This window comes from Acidovorax benzenivorans (assembly GCF_028680575.1).
GTDB lineage: Bacteria > Pseudomonadota > Gammaproteobacteria > Burkholderiales > Burkholderiaceae_C > Acidovorax > Acidovorax benzenivorans.
In genome coordinates this window covers 66,956-86,786 of sequence record NZ_JAPCKI010000011.1, presented here as the reverse complement: position 1 = coordinate 86,786, position 19,831 = coordinate 66,956, and the positions used below count along the sequence as shown (strand labels likewise).

General features: G+C 65.9%; 22 protein-coding genes. 16 read left to right on the top strand and 6 right to left on the bottom strand.

The genetic code is table 11. The annotated features are described in order from the left end of the window. The first annotated feature begins 48 nt into the window (after positions 1 to 48). The 13 genes from OIN59_RS17635 to OIN59_RS17575 are packed head-to-tail and all read left to right on the top strand — an operon-like array spanning position 49 to position 12,272. Positions 49 to 2,049 carry a conjugal transfer protein TraG gene (locus tag OIN59_RS17635; RefSeq protein WP_274112370.1) on the top strand — a complete coding sequence of 667 codons (2,001 nt, stop codon included), beginning with the start codon at positions 49 to 51 and terminating at the stop codon, positions 2,047 to 2,049. After that, a complete protein-coding gene (locus OIN59_RS17630) occupies positions 2,046 to 2,516 on the top strand; it encodes a CopG family transcriptional regulator (RefSeq protein ID WP_274112369.1) in 471 nt (156 codons plus the stop codon). The genes OIN59_RS17635 and OIN59_RS17630 overlap by 4 nt, the downstream gene beginning before the upstream one ends. Next, complete coding sequence (gene trbB, locus OIN59_RS17625; protein WP_274112368.1) at positions 2,500 to 3,564, top strand: P-type conjugative transfer ATPase TrbB; 1,065 nt, start codon at positions 2,500 to 2,502, stop codon at positions 3,562 to 3,564. The genes OIN59_RS17630 and trbB overlap by 17 nt, the downstream gene beginning before the upstream one ends. Next, a complete protein-coding gene (locus OIN59_RS17620; RefSeq protein ID WP_274112367.1) occupies positions 3,561 to 3,893 on the top strand; it encodes a TrbC/VirB2 family protein in 333 nt (110 codons plus the stop codon). The genes trbB and OIN59_RS17620 overlap by 4 nt, the downstream gene beginning before the upstream one ends. Next, on the top strand, positions 3,890 to 4,165 hold the full coding sequence (locus OIN59_RS17615; protein ID WP_274112366.1) for a VirB3 family type IV secretion system protein: 276 nt from the start codon (positions 3,890 to 3,892) through the stop codon (positions 4,163 to 4,165). The genes OIN59_RS17620 and OIN59_RS17615 overlap by 4 nt, the downstream gene beginning before the upstream one ends. Before the next feature lie 22 nt (positions 4,166 to 4,187). Further along, positions 4,188 to 6,614, top strand: coding sequence for a conjugal transfer protein TrbE (trbE, locus tag OIN59_RS17610; RefSeq protein ID WP_274112365.1), 2,427 nt, complete (start codon positions 4,188 to 4,190; stop codon positions 6,612 to 6,614). A gap of 23 nt (positions 6,615 to 6,637) precedes the next feature. Further along, a complete protein-coding gene (trbJ, locus tag OIN59_RS17605; RefSeq protein ID WP_456057493.1) occupies positions 6,638 to 7,369 on the top strand; it encodes a P-type conjugative transfer protein TrbJ in 732 nt (243 codons plus the stop codon). A gap of 13 nt (positions 7,370 to 7,382) precedes the next feature. Next, a complete protein-coding gene (locus OIN59_RS17600) occupies positions 7,383 to 7,673 on the top strand; it encodes an EexN family lipoprotein (protein ID WP_407655118.1) in 291 nt (96 codons plus the stop codon). A gap of 5 nt (positions 7,674 to 7,678) precedes the next feature. Further along, complete coding sequence (gene trbL, locus OIN59_RS17595; RefSeq protein ID WP_274112363.1) at positions 7,679 to 9,049, top strand: P-type conjugative transfer protein TrbL; 1,371 nt, start codon at positions 7,679 to 7,681, stop codon at positions 9,047 to 9,049. An 11-nt stretch (positions 9,050 to 9,060) separates the two neighbouring features. After that, entirely contained in the window at positions 9,061 to 9,768 is a 708-nt protein-coding gene (gene trbF, locus OIN59_RS17590; RefSeq protein ID WP_274112362.1) for a conjugal transfer protein TrbF, read from the top strand. Beyond that, positions 9,765 to 10,775 (top strand): P-type conjugative transfer protein TrbG, encoded by a 1,011-nt coding sequence (gene trbG / locus OIN59_RS17585; protein WP_274112361.1) that lies wholly within the window; start codon positions 9,765 to 9,767, stop codon positions 10,773 to 10,775. The genes trbF and trbG overlap by 4 nt, the downstream gene beginning before the upstream one ends. 1 nt (position 10,776) lies before the next feature. Beyond that, positions 10,777 to 12,039 (top strand): TrbI/VirB10 family protein, encoded by a 1,263-nt coding sequence (locus OIN59_RS17580; protein WP_274112360.1) that lies wholly within the window; start codon positions 10,777 to 10,779, stop codon positions 12,037 to 12,039. Next, on the top strand, positions 12,036 to 12,272 hold the full coding sequence (locus tag OIN59_RS17575) for a DUF2274 domain-containing protein (RefSeq protein ID WP_274112359.1): 237 nt from the start codon (positions 12,036 to 12,038) through the stop codon (positions 12,270 to 12,272). The genes OIN59_RS17580 and OIN59_RS17575 overlap by 4 nt, the downstream gene beginning before the upstream one ends. Here the strand turns inward: OIN59_RS17575 and OIN59_RS17570 are convergent. Further along, positions 12,269 to 12,553 (bottom strand): hypothetical protein, encoded by a 285-nt coding sequence (locus OIN59_RS17570; RefSeq protein ID WP_274112358.1) that lies wholly within the window; start codon positions 12,551 to 12,553, stop codon positions 12,269 to 12,271. The two genes, OIN59_RS17575 and OIN59_RS17570, sit on opposite strands and share 4 nt — an antisense overlap. A gap of 19 nt (positions 12,554 to 12,572) precedes the next feature. Between OIN59_RS17570 and OIN59_RS17565 the strand changes: the two genes are divergently transcribed. After that, positions 12,573 to 12,698, top strand: a complete 126-nt coding sequence (locus tag OIN59_RS17565; RefSeq protein ID WP_274112357.1) for a hypothetical protein — start codon at positions 12,573 to 12,575, stop codon at positions 12,696 to 12,698. 88 nt (positions 12,699 to 12,786) lie between these two features. Here the strand turns inward: OIN59_RS17565 and OIN59_RS17560 are convergent, their stop codons facing one another. From OIN59_RS17560 to OIN59_RS17540, 5 genes are all read right to left on the bottom strand, one after another. Then, positions 12,787 to 13,203, bottom strand: coding sequence for a RidA family protein (locus tag OIN59_RS17560; RefSeq protein WP_110958430.1), 417 nt, complete (start codon positions 13,201 to 13,203; stop codon positions 12,787 to 12,789). 26 nt (positions 13,204 to 13,229) lie between these two features. After that, positions 13,230 to 14,654, bottom strand: a complete 1,425-nt coding sequence (locus tag OIN59_RS17555; RefSeq protein WP_274112356.1) for an FAD/NAD(P)-dependent oxidoreductase — start codon at positions 14,652 to 14,654, stop codon at positions 13,230 to 13,232. Beyond that, positions 14,651 to 14,989, bottom strand: coding sequence for a (2Fe-2S)-binding protein (locus OIN59_RS17550; protein WP_274112355.1), 339 nt, complete (start codon positions 14,987 to 14,989; stop codon positions 14,651 to 14,653). Before OIN59_RS17550 ends, OIN59_RS17555 begins: the two co-directional genes overlap by 4 nt. Then, a complete protein-coding gene (locus OIN59_RS17545) occupies positions 14,973 to 16,067 on the bottom strand; it encodes an NAD(P)/FAD-dependent oxidoreductase (RefSeq protein WP_274112414.1) in 1,095 nt (364 codons plus the stop codon). Before OIN59_RS17545 ends, OIN59_RS17550 begins: the two co-directional genes overlap by 17 nt. 226 nt (positions 16,068 to 16,293) lie before the next feature. After that, on the bottom strand, positions 16,294 to 17,340 hold the full coding sequence (locus OIN59_RS17540; protein WP_274112354.1) for a Bug family tripartite tricarboxylate transporter substrate binding protein: 1,047 nt from the start codon (positions 17,338 to 17,340) through the stop codon (positions 16,294 to 16,296). A gap of 109 nt (positions 17,341 to 17,449) precedes the next feature. Between OIN59_RS17540 and OIN59_RS17535 the strand changes: the two genes are divergently transcribed. Further along, positions 17,450 to 18,355, top strand: coding sequence for a LysR family transcriptional regulator (locus OIN59_RS17535; RefSeq protein WP_274112353.1), 906 nt, complete (start codon positions 17,450 to 17,452; stop codon positions 18,353 to 18,355). 389 nt (positions 18,356 to 18,744) lie between these two features. Then, the gene (locus tag OIN59_RS17530; RefSeq protein ID WP_274112352.1) at positions 18,745 to 19,776 is read left to right on the top strand and encodes an ABC transporter substrate-binding protein; all 1,032 of its coding nucleotides are present in this window, start codon (positions 18,745 to 18,747) and stop codon (positions 19,774 to 19,776) included. Positions 19,777 to 19,831 lie beyond the last annotated feature (55 nt).

The following is a 19,831-nucleotide window of genomic DNA, read 5'->3' as shown; positions in this document are numbered from 1 at the left end:
ACGAAGGCACGAGAGCACTGAATCAACGTACTCGCAAAGGAGGGGCCCGTGCCGGCATCAGCCACTGGCATCCTGTTCGGACAGATCACCGTGGTGTTCGGCGTTGCCTTGGGCGGCGTGTGGGTGGCAACTCAGTGGACGGCGCATGCACTGGGCTACCAACCTCGACTGGGCCCTGCGTGGTTCGAAGTTTCCGGCGTGCACGTCTACGAGCCCTGGAAAGTCTTCGAGTGGTGGTACTTCTTCGACGCTTACGCCCCCCAGGTGTTCGAGCGCGGCGGACTCATCGCAGCCTCCAGCGGCATGCTCGCCACCAGCGCAGCCATCGCTATGGCGGTCTGGCGCGCCCGCATGGCCAAGCAGGTCACAACCTATGGCTCTGCCCGCTGGGCTGAGCAGGAGGAGATCACCAAGGCAGGACTGACAGATCCAGCGGGGGTGTTCCTTGGCAAGGACCCCGGCAGGGAGGGTCCCTACCTTCGCCACGAAGGCCCGGAACACGTGATGGCCTTCGCGCCCACGCGTTCGGGTAAAGGCGTCGGGCTGGTGGTTCCCACACTGCTCTCTTGGCCAGGTTCCGCCGTGATCCACGACATCAAGGGCGAGAACTGGACGCTCACGGCTGGCTGGCGTGCGCGCTTCTCGCACTGCCTGCTTTTCAACCCCACCGACGCCAGGTCGGCCGCGTACAACCCTTTGCTCGAAGTCCGCCGCGGCGACCATGAAGTCCGCGACGTGCAGAACATCGCGGACATCCTGGTGGATCCTGAGGGTGCGCTGGAGCGCCGCAACCACTGGGAGAAGACCAGCCATGCACTGCTGGTAGGCGCGATCCTGCACGTGCTCTACGCAGGCGAAGACAAAACTTTGCGAGGCGTCGCCAACTTCCTGTCCGATCCAGCCTGTCCCTTCGAGGTCACGCTGCACCGCATGATGACCACGCGCCATTTGTCGGAGAGCGTGCATCCGGTGGTGGCTTCAGCCGCCCGCGAAGTCCTCAACAAGAGCGAGAACGAACGCTCGGGCGTGCTGTCCACTGCCATGAGTTTCCTGGGCCTGTACCGGGACCCCACGGTGGCCGAGGTCACCTCGCGCTGCGACTGGCGCATCGCAGACCTGATCTCGGCCGAACATCCGGTCTCGCTGTACTTGGTGGTGCCGCCTTCCGACATCAGCCGCACCAAGCCGCTGATCCGCCTGATTCTCAACCAGGTCGGCCGGCGCCTGACCGAATCGCTGGACGGCTCGGACGGCATCGAGCGCCGCCACAAGCTGCTCCTGATGCTCGACGAGTTCCCGGCCCTGGGCCGGCTGGACTTCTTCGAGTCCGCCCTGGCCTTCATGGCCGGCTATGGCCTGCGCGCTTTCCTGATCGCACAGTCCCTAAACCAGATCGACAAAGCCTACGGACCCAACCACTCCATCCTCGACAACTGCCATGTGCGCATCGCTTTCGCAACCAACGACGAGCGCACAGCCAAGCGGATCTCGGAGGCGCTGGGGACCGCGACCGAGCTGCGCGCTCAGCGCAACTACGCCGGCCACAGGCTCGCGCCCTGGCTGGGCCACCTGATGGTGTCGCGCCAGGAGACGGCGCGACCCCTGCTGACGCCCGGCGAAGTGATGCAACTGCCACCCGAAGACGAGGTGGTGATGGTCTCTGGCCATCCTCCCATCAAGGCCAGGAAGCTGCGCTATTACCTGGATCGCAATTTCACGGGACGTGTGTTGAAGGCGCCGGTGCTGGTCGCGGGCGCATATGCAGATCGGCCCGCAGTCCGGGCTGATGACTGGAGCGGGTTGACGCCGCTGGTGGCGCCTGGCGCGTCGAGTGTCGACGGGGAGGGCGGGTTTGCCGACGAGGGAGGGCACCAGCTCAAGCCGGAACTGGAGATTGCGCCGGTCGATGTGGACGAACCGGGCACCGGCGATCTGCTGGTTCTGGACGACGAGGACGATGTCCCGCTGCGGCCCCAGGACGTGGACCGCCAGCTCATGCGCACCGCGCGGTTGGCAGCGCTGGATCCAGATGACGGGATTGCGCTATGAGCCGCTCGCGCCTGAACATCTTCATCGAGCCGGAGCATGCCAAGCGGCTGGAGGACTTGGCTGCGCACCGCGGCGTGTCGAAGTCTTCGGTGATTGCCGCTGCGCTGTCTTCCTTCCTGTCGCCCGATGGCGGCGACCAGCGTGAAGCGGCCCTGGCCAGGCGGCTGGACAGACTCTCCCGTCAGTTTGATCGCCTGGAGCGAGACCAGTCCATCCTGATCGAGACCGTGGCACTTTACGTGCGCTACTACCTCACGGTGTCGATTCCCGTGCCCGAGGGGCATCAGGATGCTGCACGTGCCCAGGGCCGGGCGCGTTATGCCCAGTTCATCGAGCAGCTGGCCCGCCACCTGCAGCGCGGCCGCAGCCTGGTGCGGGAGGTGCACGAGGAGATCGAGCCGGCAGACAGCAGCCCTAACCCTGGTCCAGAACCTGAACCCGGGAGTGCCGATGGCGCGCAAGCCTGACCAGGATCCGGGGCACGAGGGGACGGGCAATGCCGCCGTGTCGCTGGAGCGCCGTATCCGCATGTTGCGCACGGCGTTGGGGCCGGAGATCGCAGCCGCGCTCGAAGACCCCGAAGTGGTCGAAGTCATGCTGAACCCGGACGGCTCGCTGTGGGTGGACCGGCTGGGGTCGGGGCGCGAACCCACGGGTGCCTCTTTGCCGGCTCCGGTGGCTGAACGCATCATCCGGCTGGTGGCCGCGCATGTGCGCGCCGAAGTGCATTCCGGCCTGCCCATCCTGTCGGCTGAGCTGCCAGAGACCGGGGAGCGCTTCCTGGGGGTCTTGCCGCCCGTTGTGAGGGCGCCGTCGTTCGCGATCCGCAAGCGCGCACTGCGCATCCTGACTCTGGCCGACTACGTCGCCGATGGCGTGATGACCGAGGCTCAGGCTGCCTTCCTGCGCTCCGCCGTGCGCGAGCGCCTGAACATCGTGATGGCGGGCGGCACCAGCACCGGCAAGACCACGCTGGCCAATGCGCTCCTGGACGAGATCGCCCAGACACGGGACCGGGTGCTGATCCTCGAAGACACCGTGGAACTGCAGTGCCGCTCGGATGACCACGTTGGCATGCGCAGTGAACCGGGCGTGACCACCATGGCCGACCTGGTGCGCGCCACCCTGCGCCTGCGCCCGGACCGCATCGTTGTCGGCGAGGTGCGCGGCGCAGAAGCGCTGGACTTGCTCAAGGCCTGGGGCACTGGCCACCCGGGTGGCATCGCCACCGTGCATGCGGGCTCTGCGCTGGGCGCACTCACGCGCCTGGAGCAACTGGTGCAGGAAGTCTCCGTCACCGTGCCACGCGCGCTCATTGCCGAAGCGGTGAACGTGATCGTTTTCATCGCCGGGCGAGGACGTGCGAGGCGCGTGCGTGAGATCGCTCGCGTCACCGGGCACGACAGCCAGGGCTACCAGCTGGACACCACGCTGGGGCCGCTGCCTTGGGTTTCCTCCTTCGCTTCGTCTTCTTCCTCCCATTCACCTTCCTCAACCCCTGGAGAACCGTCATGACGCATTCCCGTGTTTCCGTAAAGCCTCTTTGGCAGGCTGCCGCTGTGGCGGCTGTGCTGCTGGCCATTGCCGTGCCGGCGCACGCGGCTGGTTCCAACATGCCTTGGGAGGCGCCGCTGCAGTCCATCCTCGAATCCATCCAAGGGCCGGTGGCGCGCATCGTTGCGGTGATCATCATCATCGCCACGGGGCTGACGCTGGCGTTTGGCGATACGTCGGGCGGTTTCCGCAAGCTGGTGCAGATCGTGTTTGGCCTGTCTATCGCGTTCGCGGCATCCAGCTTCTTCCTGTCGTTCTTCTCGTTCGCTGGCGGGGCGGTGCTGGCATGAGCACTTCCATCACTGGGGCAGTGCCCGGTTTTGAAGTGCCGCTGCACCGGTCCCTGACCGAACCCATCCTGATGGGCGGCGCACCGCGCACAGTGGCGATCACCAACGGCACGCTGTCCGCCGCCGTGGGCTTGGGACTGCAGCTGTGGATCCCGGGCCTGGTGCTCTGGATCGCCGGTCATTCGCTGGCGGTCTGGGGCGCGCGCATGGATGCGCAGTTCATGCAGGTATTCGCGCGCCACATCAAGCACCGTGTGCTGCTGGACGTGTGATGCCAGTGATGGAGAACACCCCATGCTGAACCTTGCCGAATACCGCCGGCGGCCCGCGCTGCTCTCCGACTGGCTGCCCTGGGCCGGGCTGGTCGCGCCCGGTGTCGTGCTCAACAAGGACGGCGCGTTCCAGCGAACAGCGCGGTTTAGAGGGCCGGACCTGGACAGTGCAACCCAGGGCGAGCTGATTGCCACATCGGCCCGCCTGAACAATGCGTTGCGACGTCTGGGTTCAGGCTGGGCACTGTTCGTGGAGGCCGAACGCCGAGAGGCGGCCGACTATCCCCAGTCCAAGTTCCCCGAACCGCTGTCCTGGCTGGTCGATGAGGAGCGGCGTTCTGCTTTCGAAGAGGACGCGAGCCATTTCGAGAGCCGCTACCACCTCACGCTGGTCTACCTGCCACCCGAGGAGGGCAGGGCACGTGCCGCCAAGCTGCTCTACGAGAACGGCAAGACCGAAGGCGTGGACTGGCGCGAGCGCCTGGAGGCCTTTGTGTCCGAGTCGGTGCGCTTCCTGGATCTGCTGGATGGCGTGATGCCGGAGATCGGCTGGCTGGACGACGCGTTGACCCTGACTTACTTGCACTACTGTGTGTCGACGCGCCGGCATGCGGTGGCGGTGCCCGAGGTGCCGATGCACCTGGATGCGCTGCTGGCCGACGAGCCGCTGATGGGTGGGCTGGCGCCCATGCTCGGTTCAATGCATCTGCGCACGCTGTCGGTGCGGGGCTTTCCGACCTCCACCTGGCCAGGCGTGCTGGACGATCTGAACCGGCTGGGCTTTGCCTACCGCTGGAGCACGCGCTTCCTATGCCTGGACAAGTCCGAAGCAGAGAAGGAGCTCACGCGCCTGCGCCGCCAGTGGTTCGCCAAACGCAAGAGCATCGTGGCGCTGCTGCGCGAGACCATCTTCCAGCAGGAGAGTCCGCTGGTGGATTCGGATGCGTCCAACAAGGCGGCAGATGCCGATGTGGCGCTGCAGGCCCTGGGCAGCGACCAGGTGGCGTTTGGCTATGTCACTGCGACGGTGACTGTGCTCGATGCCGATGCAACGGCTGCCGACGAGAAGCTGCGGGCGGTGGAGCGGACCATCCAGGGCCGGGGCTTTGTCACCATCCCAGAGACCCTGAACGCGGTCGAGGCCTGGCTTTCCTCGATCCCGGGGAATGCCTATGCCAATGTGCGCCAGCCCATCGTCTCCACCCTGAACCTGGCGCACATGATGCCGGTGTCGGCGGTCTGGGCCGGCCAGGAGCGCAACAAGCACCTGGGCGGGCCGCCCCTGATCGTCACGCGCACAGATGGCGCTACGCCATTCCGGCTGGTCACCCACATTGGCGACGTGGGCCACACGCTGGTGGTCGGCCCCACGGGCATGGGCAAGTCGGTGCTGCTGGCTACCCTGGTGCTGCAGTTCCGGCGTTACCCGAACTCGCGCATCCTGGCCTTTGACATGGGGCGTTCGATGCGGGCCACCGTCCTTGGGCTCGGCGGTGAGCACTATGACCTGGGCCTGGACGGAGAGATCGCGTTCCAGCCGTTGGCACGCATCGACCAGGAAGGCTATCGCGCCTGGGCTTCGGAGTGGGTCGAGGGTCGGTTGATCCACGAAGGAATATCCGTCGGCCCCGCCGAGAAGGATGCAGTCTGGTCTGCGCTCAACAGCCTGGCCAGCGCACCGGTGGAGCAGCGCACGTTGACGGGCCTGTCTGTGCTGCTGCAATCGAACGCGCTGCGCCAAGCCCTGCAGCCCTATGTGCTGGGCGGTGCCCACGGCAAGCTGCTCGATGCGGACGTAGACCGGCTGGGATCTTCCTCGGTCCAGTGCTTCGAGATGGAAGAGCTCATGCACAGCAAGGCCGCGACACTGGCCGTGCTGTCCTATCTGTTCGCGCGCTTTGACGAGCGCTTTGATGGCGCGCCGACGCTGCTGATCCTCGACGAGGCCTGGCTCTTCTTGGACGACCCGGTGTTTGCCGCGCGCATCCGCCAGTGGCTAAAGACGCTGCGCAAGAAGAACGTGTCGGTGATCTTCGCGACGCAGTCGCTGGCAGACATCCAGGGCTCCAGCATTGCACCCGCCATCGTGGAGAGCTGCGCAAGCCGCATCTTCCTGCCCAACCCACAGGCGACCGAGCCGCAGATTCGGGTGATCTACGAGGGCTTTGGACTCAACGGGCGGCAGATCGACATCGTCGCGCAGGCCTCGCCCAAGCGCGACTACTACTACCAATCCCGGCTGGGCAACCGGGTGTTTGACTTGGGGCTGGGGCCGGTGGCACTGGCGTTTGCGGGGGCGTCCTCGCAGGAGCACCAGCGCGACATCGATGCGGTGGCTTCGGCTGCAGCCCAGGACTTTGCAGCCGCCTGGCTGCGCCATCGCGGCCTGGACTGGGCTGCGGACCTCATCCCTTCGTTTCCACCGCTTCCTGCGATCTCAACCCACTGAAGGAGGTTTTCATGAACAGCAAGATGACGTTTCAACTGCGGCGTGTGGCGCTGGCGGCCGTGGCGGCACTGGCCCTTGGTGCGACCGTGCCCGCGCAGGCCCAGATGTTTGGGGGCCGCATTGTGTTCGATCCCTCGAACTTCTCCCAGAACATCCTGACGGCGGCCCGGACGCTGGAGCAGATCAACAACCAGATCCGCCAGCTGCAGAACGATGCACTGAACCTGGCCAAGCTGGATTCGAGTGCGCTGGGCGAGTTGCGGGCGGCGCTGGCGGCGACCAACCAACTGATACGCCAGGCCCAGGGGCTGGCGTTCAACGTGCAGCAGATGGAAGGCGAGTTCCGGCGGCTGTACCCGCAGGCGTACACCGCCTCGATCTCGGGTAACCAGATGGCTCTGGATGCGCGCCAGCGCTGGCAGAACTCGCTGGAGGCGCTGCGCACCGCGACCCAGGTGCAGTCGCAGGCGGTGCAGAACTTTGCCAGTGACGAGCGCACGCTCACGGACCTGGTCAACCGCAGCCAGTCTGCCGTGGGCGCGCTGCAGGCCATGCAGGCGACGAATCAGCTGCTGGCTCTGCAGTCGCGCCAGGCCATGCAGACCCAGCAGCTGCAGATCACCCAGGACCGGGCGGTGGCGCTGGAGCAGGCACGCCAGGTGGCTGTGCAGGAACGGGCGCGCGAGGTGCGTCGGCGGTTTCAGGGGGAGGGAACGCCGTACACGGCGGCGCCGGTCAGCTTTTATGGTCAATGAGAAGGAGGCACCCATGAAGTCAAAGCCCCTTCTGATCATGTGCGTCGCGCTGCTGGTGGCTGGCTGCGACAAAACTCCTGCCACCGAGACCGTCGAATCGCTGGTGGCCAACCCCGAACGGCTCCGGGAACTGCGCGCCCAGTGCAAGGCCGACCATGCCAAGGTGGGCGACGCGCAGTGCAACGCGGTGGCCGAGGCCACGCGCCAGCGCTTCATGGGTGGCGGGACAGCGCACATACCGGCTGCGCCGCCACCCGGATCCCCGCCCGCGAGTGCGGCTTCCAGCGACACCTCCAAGGACTGAGCGCCATGAACGACGTGGCGGTCATCGACCGCTTTCTCGATGTGTTCTCCCGCTACATCGATTCTGGGTTCGGTCTGCTCGGTGGCGAGGTGCGGTTCCTGAGCGCCACGCTGATCGTGATCGACGTGACACTGGCCGGGCTGTTCTGGGCGATGAGCCATGCCTCGGGGCAGGGCGACGATGTGATCGCGCGGCTGATCAAGAAGGTGCTCTATGTGGGGGCGTTTGCTTTCATCATCGGCAACTTCAACCGGCTGGCGGGGATCGTGTTTCAGTCGTTTGCAGGGTTGGGGTTGACGGCGTCGGGCTCCGGCATGACCCAGGCGCAGTTCCTGCGGCCGGGGCAACTGGCCAAGGTGGGCATCGATGCGGGCCGGCCGATCATGGCGCAGATCAGCGAGCTCACGGGGTTTCCGGAGGTGTTTGCGAACCTCGATGTGATCACTGTGCTGTTCCTGGCCTGGCTGGTGCTGATCGTGAGCTTTTTCTTGCTGGCGGTGCAGCTCTTTGTGACGCTGATCGAGTTCAAGCTGACCACGCTCGCGGGCTTTGTACTGGTGCCGTTTGCCCTGTGGAACAAGACCAGCTTCCTGGCGGAGAAGGTACTGGGCAATGTGATCTCGTCGGGCGTCAAGGTGCTGGTGCTGGCGGTCATCGTGGGGATTGGCTCGGGGCTGTTTGCGGAGTTCAGGACGCCGGCAGGGGCGGAGCCCTCCATCGACCATGCGCTGGTCATCATGCTGGCGGCGCTGGCCATGCTGGGCCTGGGGATCTTTGGGCCGGGAATTGCGACCGGGCTGGTCTCGGGGGCGCCACAGCTCGGAGCTGGGGCGGCAGTGGGCACGGCCATTGGGGCCACCGGTCTGGCTGTCGCCGGCGGCGCCGCAGCGGCAGGCGCAGGCTCGGCCATGGCTGCAGGGGCACGCATGGCACCCGGCGCCACCAAGGCGGCCATTGGTGGCGGTGCTTCGGCTGCGCGCTCTGCCAGTGCTCTGGCCAGCGGTGCGAAGTCGGGCTACCAGGCGGGCGTCGCGGCTTCGGGCGGCACTGGCGTCCGGGCTGCTGGCGCTGGCGTGAGGAGCGTCGCAAAGGCTGGAGCCTCTGCCATGGGCCAGCGCGTTGCCTCCAGTGCGAAGGCCGTCAAGGACAGCGTCGCAGGCTTTGTCCGCGAGGCTGCGGAACCAACTTCCACTGCTGCTGACACCGCATTCGAGGCCAGTACCTCCCCACCCACCACCGAACCCGCCTGGGCCCAGCGCATGCGGCGCCGGCAGCAGGCCACACACGCAGCCACCACGGCGGCGCATGCGCTGCGCTCGGGGGACCACGGGGGCAGTGGCTCCGGTCCGAGCTTGCGCGATGACTCGAACTCTTGAGGAGAACCTCCATGCGATTCAAACGACCCCGGGTGCGGTATTCGGAGACGCCCGAGCCCATCACCCCCTACCAGGCTGCAGGGCAGGTCTGGGACGAGCGCATCGGCAGTGCGCGCGTGCAGGCCAAGAACTGGCGGCTGATGGCCTTTGGTTCGCTGTCGCTGGCCTTGCTCATGGCCGGCGGCTTGGTCTGGCGCTCGGCCCAGTCCATCGTGACGCCCTATGTGATCGAGGTAGACCAGGCGGGGCAGGTGCGGGCCGTGGGCGAGGCGGCCACGCCGTACCAGCCGGCGGATGCGCAGATTGCGTTTCACCTGGCGCGGTTCATCAGCGGCGTGCGTTCGCTGTCCATCGACCCAATCGTGGTGCGGCAAAGCTGGCTGGAAGCCTATGACTACACCACGGAAAAGGGGGCAGCGGTCCTCAACGACTACGCGCGCACCAATGATCCATTTTCTCGGATCGGGCAGCAGTCGGTGGCCGTGCAGGTCAACAGCGTCGTGCGGGCCAGCGACACCTCGTTCCAGGTGCGCTGGACCGAGCGGCGCTACGTGAATGGCGAGGCCGCAGGACTGGACCGCTGGACGGCCGTGATTTCCATCGTGCTGCAGACCCCGCGCACCGAAGAGCAGCTGCGCAAGAACCCCCTGGGTATCTACGTCAACGGACTGTCGTGGACCCGTGAACTAGAAACCTCCGAAGGAGTGAAGAAGTCATGAATGCACAAAGCCGTGTTTCCGTACTGCCGATGGTCCTGCTGGCCATTCTGGCTACTGGCTGCGCGTCGCCGCGCAAGCCGCCGGAGATCTCGCTCGACGAGCCCAGAAAGGAAAGGGCAGCTCAGTTGTTGCCGGAGGCGCCCAAGCCGGTGGAGGCGGTAGCGGTGCCGCACCCGCTGGCATTGCCGGGGCAGTTGAAGCCTGTGGGGCGCGAGGCCGATGGGAAGCTGGCTCCCGAGCTTGCTGACGAGAAGGCCAGGGTGTCCAAGGCCAATGAGGAGGCGCGCATTGCTCCTTCGCGCGAGGGCTATGTCAATGCGATCCAGGTCTGGCCCTATGCCGACGGGGCGCTGTACCAGGTCTATGCGAGCCCGGGGCGTGTCACGGTCATCGCGCTGCAGCCCGGCGAGGAACTGGTGACGGTCTCGGCCGGGGACACGGTGCGCTGGATCGTGGGCGACACGGCCAGCGGTTCGGGCGCGGACCTGCGCGTGAACGTCCTCGTGAAGCCCACGCGGGTGGGGCTGAAGACGAATCTCGTCATCACGACGAACCGCCGGACCTATCTTCTGGAACTGTCTTCGACGCCGCAGGCCTGGATGGCATCGGTGTCCTGGGACTACCCCAAGGACCGCATGCTGGCGCTGCAGAAGCAGGCCCGCGAGGCGCAGGCTGGTGCGCCGGTGGAAACGGGCATGACGCTGGAGCAGATCCGCTTCCGCTACGCGGTCAGTGGCGATTCCCCGTCCTGGAAGCCGCTGCGCGCCTTCGACGATGGGGAGAAGGTCTATATCCAGTTCCCTGGGGGCATTGCGCAGGGCGAATTGCCGCCCTTGTTTGTGATCGGGCCGCTGGGGGATGGGCAATTGGTGAACTATCGGTACCGGGCGCCTTATTACGTGGTGGATCGGCTGTTTGGTGCGGCCGAGCTGCGTCTGGGTGGGGACAAGGCACAGGTAGTGCGGATCGAGCGCACGGATGGCGTGAGTTCGGCGCGGAGGAACTGAGATGGGTACGACCGACACGCCGGAGGCACCGCAAACGTCAGCGCCCAAGGCCGATCCCGAGGCCATGGCGTTGCGGGCTTCGCCGCGGCCGGTGACGCGGCTCAATCGCCGCACGCTGGTGGTGCTGGTGGGCGGACTCAGTGCTGCGGTGCTGGGAGCCACGCTCTGGTCCTTGAGCCCGAATCGGCGGGACCGGGGGGCGGGCACGGTGCTTTTTAACGTGGACCGTATTGCGCGCACCGAAGACTTGGAGCGATTGCCCAAGGACTATGCGGGGCTGGGCAAGCTGGCGCCGCCGGTGCTGGGGCCGCCGCTACCCGGGGATCTTGGGCCGGCCATCGTGAAGTCGCAGCAGCCGATGGAGATGCGGGCGCCGGGTGTGGACCCAGATCAGGCCGAGGAGGCTGCGAAGTCGTCGGTGTTCTTCCGGAGCAGTGGGCATGGTGGGGGCGCTAAGCCGGTGATGGCGGAGGCTGTAGCGGACAGCCAGGCGGTGGGCTCGGGGAACCAGGGGTTTGATCCGCTGGCCGGGGCGTCGCCACAGGCGGCGCCGGCGGACCCGACCGCAGTGCAGAACCGGCAGGATGCGAAGGAGGCGTTTTTGGCAAAGGCAGGGGAGGGCGGCACGCGCAATCCTGGCAGCTTGCAGATGCCAGTTTCGCCTTACCAGGTGATGGCCGGGACGGTTATCCCGGCGGCGTTGGTCACGGGGATCAATTCGGATCTGCCGGGGCAGGTGATTGCCAATGTGACCGAGGCGGTCTATGACACGGCCACGGGCAAGCACTTGCTGATCCCGCAGGGGTCACGGCTGATGGGGCGGTATGACAGCCAAGTGGCGTTCGGGCAGCGGCGGGTGTTGCTGGTGTGGACGCGGCTGATCCTGCCGGACACCTCGTCGGTGGCGCTGGACCGGCTGCCGGGAATTGATCCTGCGGGGTATGCGGGGCTGGAGGATGGGGTGGATTGGCACTGGGACCGGATCCTGGCCGGGGCGGCGCTGTCGACCTTGCTGGGAGTGGGAGCAGAGTTGGCTGCGCCCGATAGTCGTACCGATGGCAACCGCATCGTGATCGCGGCCCGGGAAGGGGCGCAGGATGCGGTGAACCAGGTGGGGCAGGAGATCACCAAGCGGAACATGAGCATTCAGCCGACGCTGACGATCCGGCCGGGGTTCCCGGTGCGGGTGATGGTGAGCAAGGATTTGGTGTTGCGGCCGTACCAACCGCTGTTCTATGACGGAAGCCGGAGAGGGGCAAGATGAGCAGTACGAGGAAATTGCGGCTAGGACCGTTACCCAAGACTGAAACCGTCAAGCTGACCTTCACCTGCACGGCCAGTCTCAAGACGGAGTTGGAGCGGTATGCGGTACTCCATGGGCAGACCTACGGTGGGGCGGTGGATGCCATGGCATTGGTTCCGTACATGCTGGAGGCGTTCATGGCGCAGGATAGGGGGTTCAGGAGCGCGAGGAGGCAAGCTACCGAAAAGCGCTAAGTGCATGAGATTTCAATGAAAAATTTGCCGTGCTTGCCGCCGTTGACCCTCCTGCTACCACTTTGCGAGGCGCTGCTGCGCACCTTGCGAGCGAGCTTCAAGCCGGGCGCGTTTACCGCCGGGAGGATCTCGCACGCCTGTGTACGGCGGTGGATTGGCATCTGCGCGACTTGGTGGCTACCGGAAAGCTGAAGAAGCTGGCCCCAGGCCTGTACCACGCACGCAACAGTCCAGCTCGGGTCAGTTACCACCGCCGATGAGCAGGCGGTGAGCGGCTTCATGCGCGACAAGGATTGCCTGGTGTTCTCTCCTTCCGCTTACAACGCCGTGGGTCTGGGGACGACCCAGCTTTACAGCCGCACGCTGGTGTACAGCTACAAGCGCCACTGCGTCGTCAAGCGCCTGGGGGAGTGGGCGGGTGGTTGACTTCCTGTATGAACGAAGGGACTTCGATCGGTTGCTGGCAGTGGTTGCAGGAGAGCGTGGCATGGGTCCCATGCTTGTTGAGAAGGACTCACGTTGCGTGTGGAATCAACAGGTCGGCACGCTGCTGATTCTCTGCTGCCACCACTGACATCTCCACGCGAAGTCCGGTCGTGGCCAAGGCGGCCTGCACCGTGGTGCGCGCTGGCGTAACGGCTTGCTTGTCGGCCAGCCATGCCTCCCACACGGCGTTCATGCCTGCGAAGTCGGCGGCGATGTCGCGCAGGTAGATGGTGGCGGTGAGGATGCGGCTGCGGTTGCTGCCTGCCTCGGCCAGCAGGGCATCAACGCGGGCCAGTACCTCGGCCGTCTGCTCGGCAATGCCGGCGTCGGCGCTGGCGCTGCCCTTGGCGGTCTGGCCGCACAGGTAGACCAGGCCGGCGTGGCGCACGATCTTGCTGAGGCGGGCGTTGCTGTGGGTGCGCTGGATGGTGGTGAAGTCGGTCATGTCTTGGTTTTCTGAGGATGGATCGGTCAAGGTTTGGGTGTGGTGGCGTCGGGTGCCTCGGCCAGGGCGGCCAGCGAGCCCAAAGCGATGGGCTTCAGCGGCGCACGGATGCGATAGGCGCCCACCTCGGCGGGCGTGCGCTGCAGTGCCTGGGCCATCACCTGCGTGACAGTGATGCCGCACATACGCCCCTGGCAGGGGCCCATGCCGCAGCGGCTGTAGAACTTGGTCTGATTGGGGCCTTCGCAGCCCAGGCCCACCATGGCGCGCACCTGGCCGGCCGTCACCTCCTCGCAGCGGCAGACAATGGTCTCGTCCGCGCAGTGGGTTAGCCACTCCGGCGGGCGGTACAGAGCGTCGAGGAAGGGGCGGATGCGCGTCTGCCCTGCAAGCCGCGCACGCCAGGGAATAGCCAACCGGTCGGCTCGGGCCGCGTCGATTCGGCCCAGCGCCAAGGCCGCTCCGATGGCAGCAATGGCGCCGCTGCATTCGGCCGCCAGAGCGCCGGTGATCGCCGCACCGTCACCGGCCAGGCGCACGCCTGGCAGCGAGGTTTGGCCCCACCCGTCGACTTGCGGGTGCCAGGCCAGTTGCACGTCGCTCCAGCGATGCTCCACGCGGAGCAGGCGGCTGACCTGCGTGTTGGGCACCACGCCGTGGTGCAGCAGGACCACATCGGCAGGCAGTCGATGGGCCAATTTTTTCGCAGTGAAGGTCACGGCCTCAACCTTGTCGCTGCCTTCAAGTCGAACCTGGCTTGCGTTGGCGTACATAGGCACGCCCGCACGGCGCAAGCGCCACAGCATGCGCAGGCCCTTGGCCAGCAGCGCGGGCGCGCCCAGGGCGCCGGCCAGGTGGGGCAGGGCGCGGCGGCGGTTGGCCGCAGGCGACGTGTCCACGATGGCCGCGACCTGCGCACCGGCCTGCAGCAGCTGGCAGGCAACCAGCAGCAGCAGCGGGCCACCGCCCACCAGCACGACGCGGCCGTTGGGCACCTGAGCCGAGGTCTTCATCGCGATCTGCGCAGCCCCGGCGTTGAGCACGCCCGGCAGCGTCCAGCCCGGCATGGGCGAGGGGCGCTCCATGGCACCGCTTGCCACCAGCAGCTGGGTCGCGCGCACCGCGAACGAACGGCCCGACTGCTGGGCCATCACCGTGAGGTCCTGCGCCACGTCCCACACCAGCGCACCGTGATGCACCTCTGCACCGCAGGCAGCAAAGCGCTGCGCCAGGCTGGCGCCATGCTGATAGTCGGGCCCGAGCAGGCGGGCCACGGTGGGCGGTGCCACCGTCACGTTGCGATAGATCTGGCCGCCTGCGCGAGGCTGCTCGTCGAGCACCACGGTGGACAGGCCCAGGGCCTGGGCGGTGATGGCGGCGGACATGCCGGCAGGCCCTGCGCCGATGATGGCCAGGTCGTGCGTGTGCACCGGTTGGGGGACCGTGCTCATGCTGCACCTCCCGCTGTATCCGATACCGTGGTATCCACGCGGCGTGCCCCAGTGGGTAAGCGCACCTGCATGCCCTGGCGCACCTCGACCATGCACGACTGCACGTTCTGCGCGCCATCTACTTCCACCAGGCAGTCGAAGCACACGCCCATCAGGCATAGCGGCGCCCGTGGAGCGCTCGAAACGGCGGTGCGCCGAAACGGCACCACGCCCGCACCCAGCAGGGCCGTGGCCAGGGTCTGGCCGGCGCGGGCCGCCACGGTGCGGCCCTCCACCTCGATGAACAGGGTGGCCGGCTGCTCGGCCGCCGGCAAGGCATCAATGGGCTTGAACATGGTCGAAACGCTCCGCTTTGAAACCCCGGAGCTCCGCCGGTTCGGTGCCAGTGCGCATCCAGTCCACAAGGGGACCGGCATGGGCGGGGGCGAGCGTGATGCCGCTGTGGCAGGTGACGACGTAGGCGCCGGGGCACTGTGCCGATTCCTGGTAGATGGGGTAGCCGTCAGGAGTCATCACGCGCAGCGCACCCCAGGTGCGCACGATGTTGGCGCTCGCCAGAATGGGAAAGCACCGCACTGCGCGCGCGGCGATGCGCGCCATCTCGGGAATGGTGGTGCCGTCATCCAAGCCCACCTCTTCCTTCGAATCGCCAATCTGCACCGTGCCTTCGCCCGTCTGGCGCACGAAGTGGCAGGGGTGGTGTAGGAATGGCTGCATGCGTTCAGTCACCATTAACTGGCCGCGCACCGGGCGCACCGGCGCATTCAGTCCTACCAGTGGCGCCAGTTCGCGGTTGGCCAAGCCGGCGGCCAGCACCACACGGCCGGCCGTCCAACTGCGGTCGCCGGCATGAACCTGGAATTCGCCGCCGCGGTATTCGATGCGATCGACCGTGGCACCTGCAACGCGCTGCCCGCCACGCAACTGGTAGGCATGCACCAGCGCACGCAAGGTGCGCAGCGGGCTCACGTGACCGTCCAGCGGGCAGTAGATGGCACCTACCACATCGGGGCCGATTCCTGGGGTGATCTGGCGCAGCCGGTCGGCGTCAAGGACCTCGTAAGGGTAGGTGATGCCCAGTTCCCGGCCCAGTGCGTCGAGCTTGGCGCTTGATGCCTGCAGCGTCTTTTCGTCGAAGCTCATGCTCAGTCCACCGGGCTGCTGCAGTTCCACGTCCGTGCCGGTCAGCTCTTGCAGTTCGGTGGCCAGCGCCTGCCATGTGCGGGCCGACTGCATGGTCCATTGCGCATAGGGTGTGCGGCCCAGGCCCTTGTTCTGGACCCAGACCAGGCCGAAGTTGCCGCGCGAGGCACGCAGTGCGTCGTCTTCGCCGTCGAGCACGCAGACCCGGTCGCCGGCGCGCGCCATGCCGTAGGCGATGGACATGCCCACCACACCACCGCCCACCACCATGGTGTCGATGTCGCGGGGGGCGTTGTTCGAGGGGTTGTTGTTCACTGTGGGCCTCCTGCCGAAGGATGGGGCTGCCCTGGGGCGGACGCAGCTGCCCCTGGCGCCCGCTCGGGGGCGTTGAGATGTGTCATGGGGTGGTTCTTCTGAAGCAGGTGGGGACGGCAATGGCGCACGGCCCGGGAATCCCAGGCCGCAGCGTGCTCGCTCTTGACTGAGGGCGCTGGACTCACTCGGCCTTGATATTGCGTTCGCGCACCACCTTGTCGAACTTTTCGGCTTCGCTGCGCACGAACTTCGCCACGTCGGCGGGGGCCATCTTCAGCTCAGGCTCGATGCCGATCTTGACCAGCTTGTCGCGGAAGTCCTGCGTGGCGATGATCTCGCGGATGGTGGCGTTCAGGCGGTTCACGACCTCGGGTGGCGTGCCGGCCGCTACCTGGATCGTTTCCCACGCCACCAGCTCGAAGCCGGGCACGCCCGACTCGGCGATGGTGGGCACGTCCGGCACGGCCGAGACGCGTTTGGCACTGGTTACTGCGATGGCGCGCAGCTTGCCTTCCTTGACCAGGGTGACGGAGGAGGCCACGGTCGGCATCATCATCGTCACCTGGCCGCCCATCACGTCCACCAGCCCGGGGCCGGTGCCTTTGTAGGGCACATGGATCATGTTGGTGGCGGTCATGGACAGCAGCAGCTCCGATGCCAGGTGCCCCGCGCTGCCCGAGCCGTAGCTGGCGTAGGGCAGCTTGCCGGGCTGTGCTTTGGCCAGGGCCACCAGGTCCTTGACGGACTTCACTGGCACGTCGTTGGGCGTGACCATCCACAGAGGAATGATGCCCAGCAACGCCACGGGAGTGAAGTCTTTGTAGATGTCGTAGTTGAGCTTTTGCAGCGCCGGGTTGATGGCGAACGAGGACGACACCGACAGTAGGGTGTAGCCGTCGGCCGGCTGGCTGCGCACGAACTGTGTGGCGATGATGCTGTTGGCGCCCGCCTTGTTTTCCACGAAAACCTGCTGGCCGAGCTTGGCGCTCAGCGCAGTGGCCAGCATGCGGGCCGTGGCGTCCGACGACCCTCCTGGCGGAAAGCCCACCACCAGCCGGATGGGCTTGCTGGGCCAGGCCTGGGCGTGCGCAGGGGCGGAGCCTGCAGCACTACCGATGGCGCACAGAGCCAAACCGGCCAAGGCCAGCCCACGGCGCAGGCGCGATGGGGCGGTCACGGTGCTGCACATCGGTGTGTGCGTGGAAGGCATATGGAGAGTCGTGGGCATGGAAGGCATCCTTTGTAGAGGCGTTGCGGCGGTATGGAGCGAATCGTATGCCCCGGTACTGCAAACGACAATTCGATAGATCGCTTCACTTTATGCTCAAATGCTATGCATGAAGCCCACGCTGAATCTGCGCCAGGTCGAGTCGTTCTATTCCGTGATGCGCACCGGGACGGTAGTAGCGGCAGCTCGCCACATGAACGTGACGCAGCCGGTGGTGAGTCGCGCCATCAGCCTGCTTGAATCACGTATTGGCTATAAGCTGTTCGAACGGCGCGGGCGCAAGCTGGTGCCCACGCCAGAAGGCCAGGCCTTCTACCGTGAGGCCGAACCCATCTACGGCAGCCTGGACCGGCTGGCCCAGGTGGCGCAGGACATCCGATTCCAGCGTGCGGGGGAGCTGCGCATCGCCACGCTGCCTTCGCTGTCGCAATCGCTGCTCCCGCGCGCAACGGCGCGCTTTCTGTCAACGCGGCCCAATGTCTCGGTGTTCGTGCAGAGCCTGCCCTCGCGCCAGGTGGCCGACCTGGTAGCCACGCGCCAGTTCGACGTCGGCCTGATCGAGCTGCCCATGGCGCGCCCGTCCATCTCCATCGAGCCGCTGGACCCTGCTCGTTCGGTGGCCGTGATCCCGGCGGGCCACCGGCTCGCGGCAAAAAGGCAGATCTCGGTGAAGGACCTTGCGGGCGAGCGTATGGTGCTGCTGTCGCAGCACAGCTTCCTGCGCTACCAGATCGACGACGCCTTCTCCAAAGCCGATGTGGTGCCCCATGTGGTGATGGAAACCCCGCATTCGCTCATCGCCTGCGGCTTTGCAGCGGCGGGTGCCGGTATCACCCTGGTGTCGCACTGGGCAGCGGAGTCCTTTGCCGGGCCGAACGTGGTGGTGCGGCCCGTGCGAGAGGAGATGAGTTCGCGCTCGGCAGTGATTTTTCCCTTCCCAGGCGCGCGCATGCTGCTGGCCGAGGCTTTCGCCAAGGAGCTCAAGGAAGAGATCCGGCTGACCCGTAAGCGCTAGCAGTTTGTGAGGGCTCTGGGGAATTGGGTGTCGACCGAAGACGCTTCATCGCCCAATTGCCAGCACGAATCTACGGTTTACTGAGTCAGACACACGAGGTGGACTGCTTTCTTGGACACCGCAGGTGTTTGCTTTGGCGGAACCTGAGCACCCTCAGAACTTCCTCCCTGATGCGCATAGCCGCCCCGGCAAGTCTCTCGTCTGATTACCTTCTACAGTAGGGTTGCTTAGTCACACCTCATATAACAAACCAGCATGAGTTGCCATGAATATTTACATATTCCTAGCACAACCTTGTGACTAGAATTTTTCACATGCAAGGGGCTTTGGCACCAAGCCATGTCTTCGGGCTACACACTTCCCTATGACTTTCGGATAAGGATCTACCGATGCGCAAATGCCTATATGTGATAAGTGCCCTGGCAATTTCGGCCCATGTGAATGCTCAGGCTGCGGAAACGATCTATGTGGGCGGGTACGGCGGTTCTACCGAACAGCTGTTCAAGGAAAAGATCATTCCCCCGTTCGAGGCGAAGACCGGCGCCAAGGTGGTGTATGTGCCCGGCAACTCCACGGACATCCTGGCCAAGCTGCAGGCGCAAAAGGGCAAGCAGGAGATCTCGGTGGCGCTGATCGACGACGGCCCCATGTACCAGGCCGTGGGACAGGGCCTGTGCGCCAAGGTAGAGGACGGCGGCGCGATCAAGGAGCTTTACCCGAACGCCCGCATGGTCGGGGACCGCTCCATCGGCATCGGCTTCATCGCAGCGGGCCTGGCCTACAACAAAGAGGTTTTCGCCAAGAACGGTTGGAAGGCGCCCACTTCATGGCAGGACCTGGCCGACCCCAAGTACAAGCAGAAGGTGGTGATCCCGCCCATTACCAACGGCTACGGCCTGCTCACGCTGGTAATGATGTCGCGGCTCAACGGCGGCGGCGAAGACAAGATGGACCCTGGCTTCGACGTGATGGCGAAGAAGGTCGCACCCAACGTACTGGCCTGGGAGCCCTCGCCCGGCAAGATGGCGCAGATGCTGCAGACCGGCGAAGGGGCGCTGGTGGTGTGGGGCAATGGCCGCGTGCAGGCCGTCACCGACCAGGGGGCGCCGGTGGAGTTCGTCTACCCCAAGGAAGGCGCGGTGGTGATCATGACCGCGGCCTGCGTGGTCGAGGGCGCGCCCCAGGCCAAACTGGGCCAGCAGTTCCTGCAGCACGTGGCGTCTGCAGACTCGCAGGCGGTCCTGGCGGGCTCGCAGGGTTGGGGACCGGTCAACAAAACCACCAAGCTGGCACCCGATGTGGTCAAGCGCGTGGTGTACGGGCCCGAGAAGGTCAGCGCGCTGATTTCGCCCAACTACGACATCATCAATGCCAAGCGTGCCGAGTGGACGAGCCGCTGGAACCGCGCAGTGGAGCGCTAAACCGCGCCTGCATGGAGCATGGTTTGCCTGCACGCGGGTGAACCGCCTCCCTCCA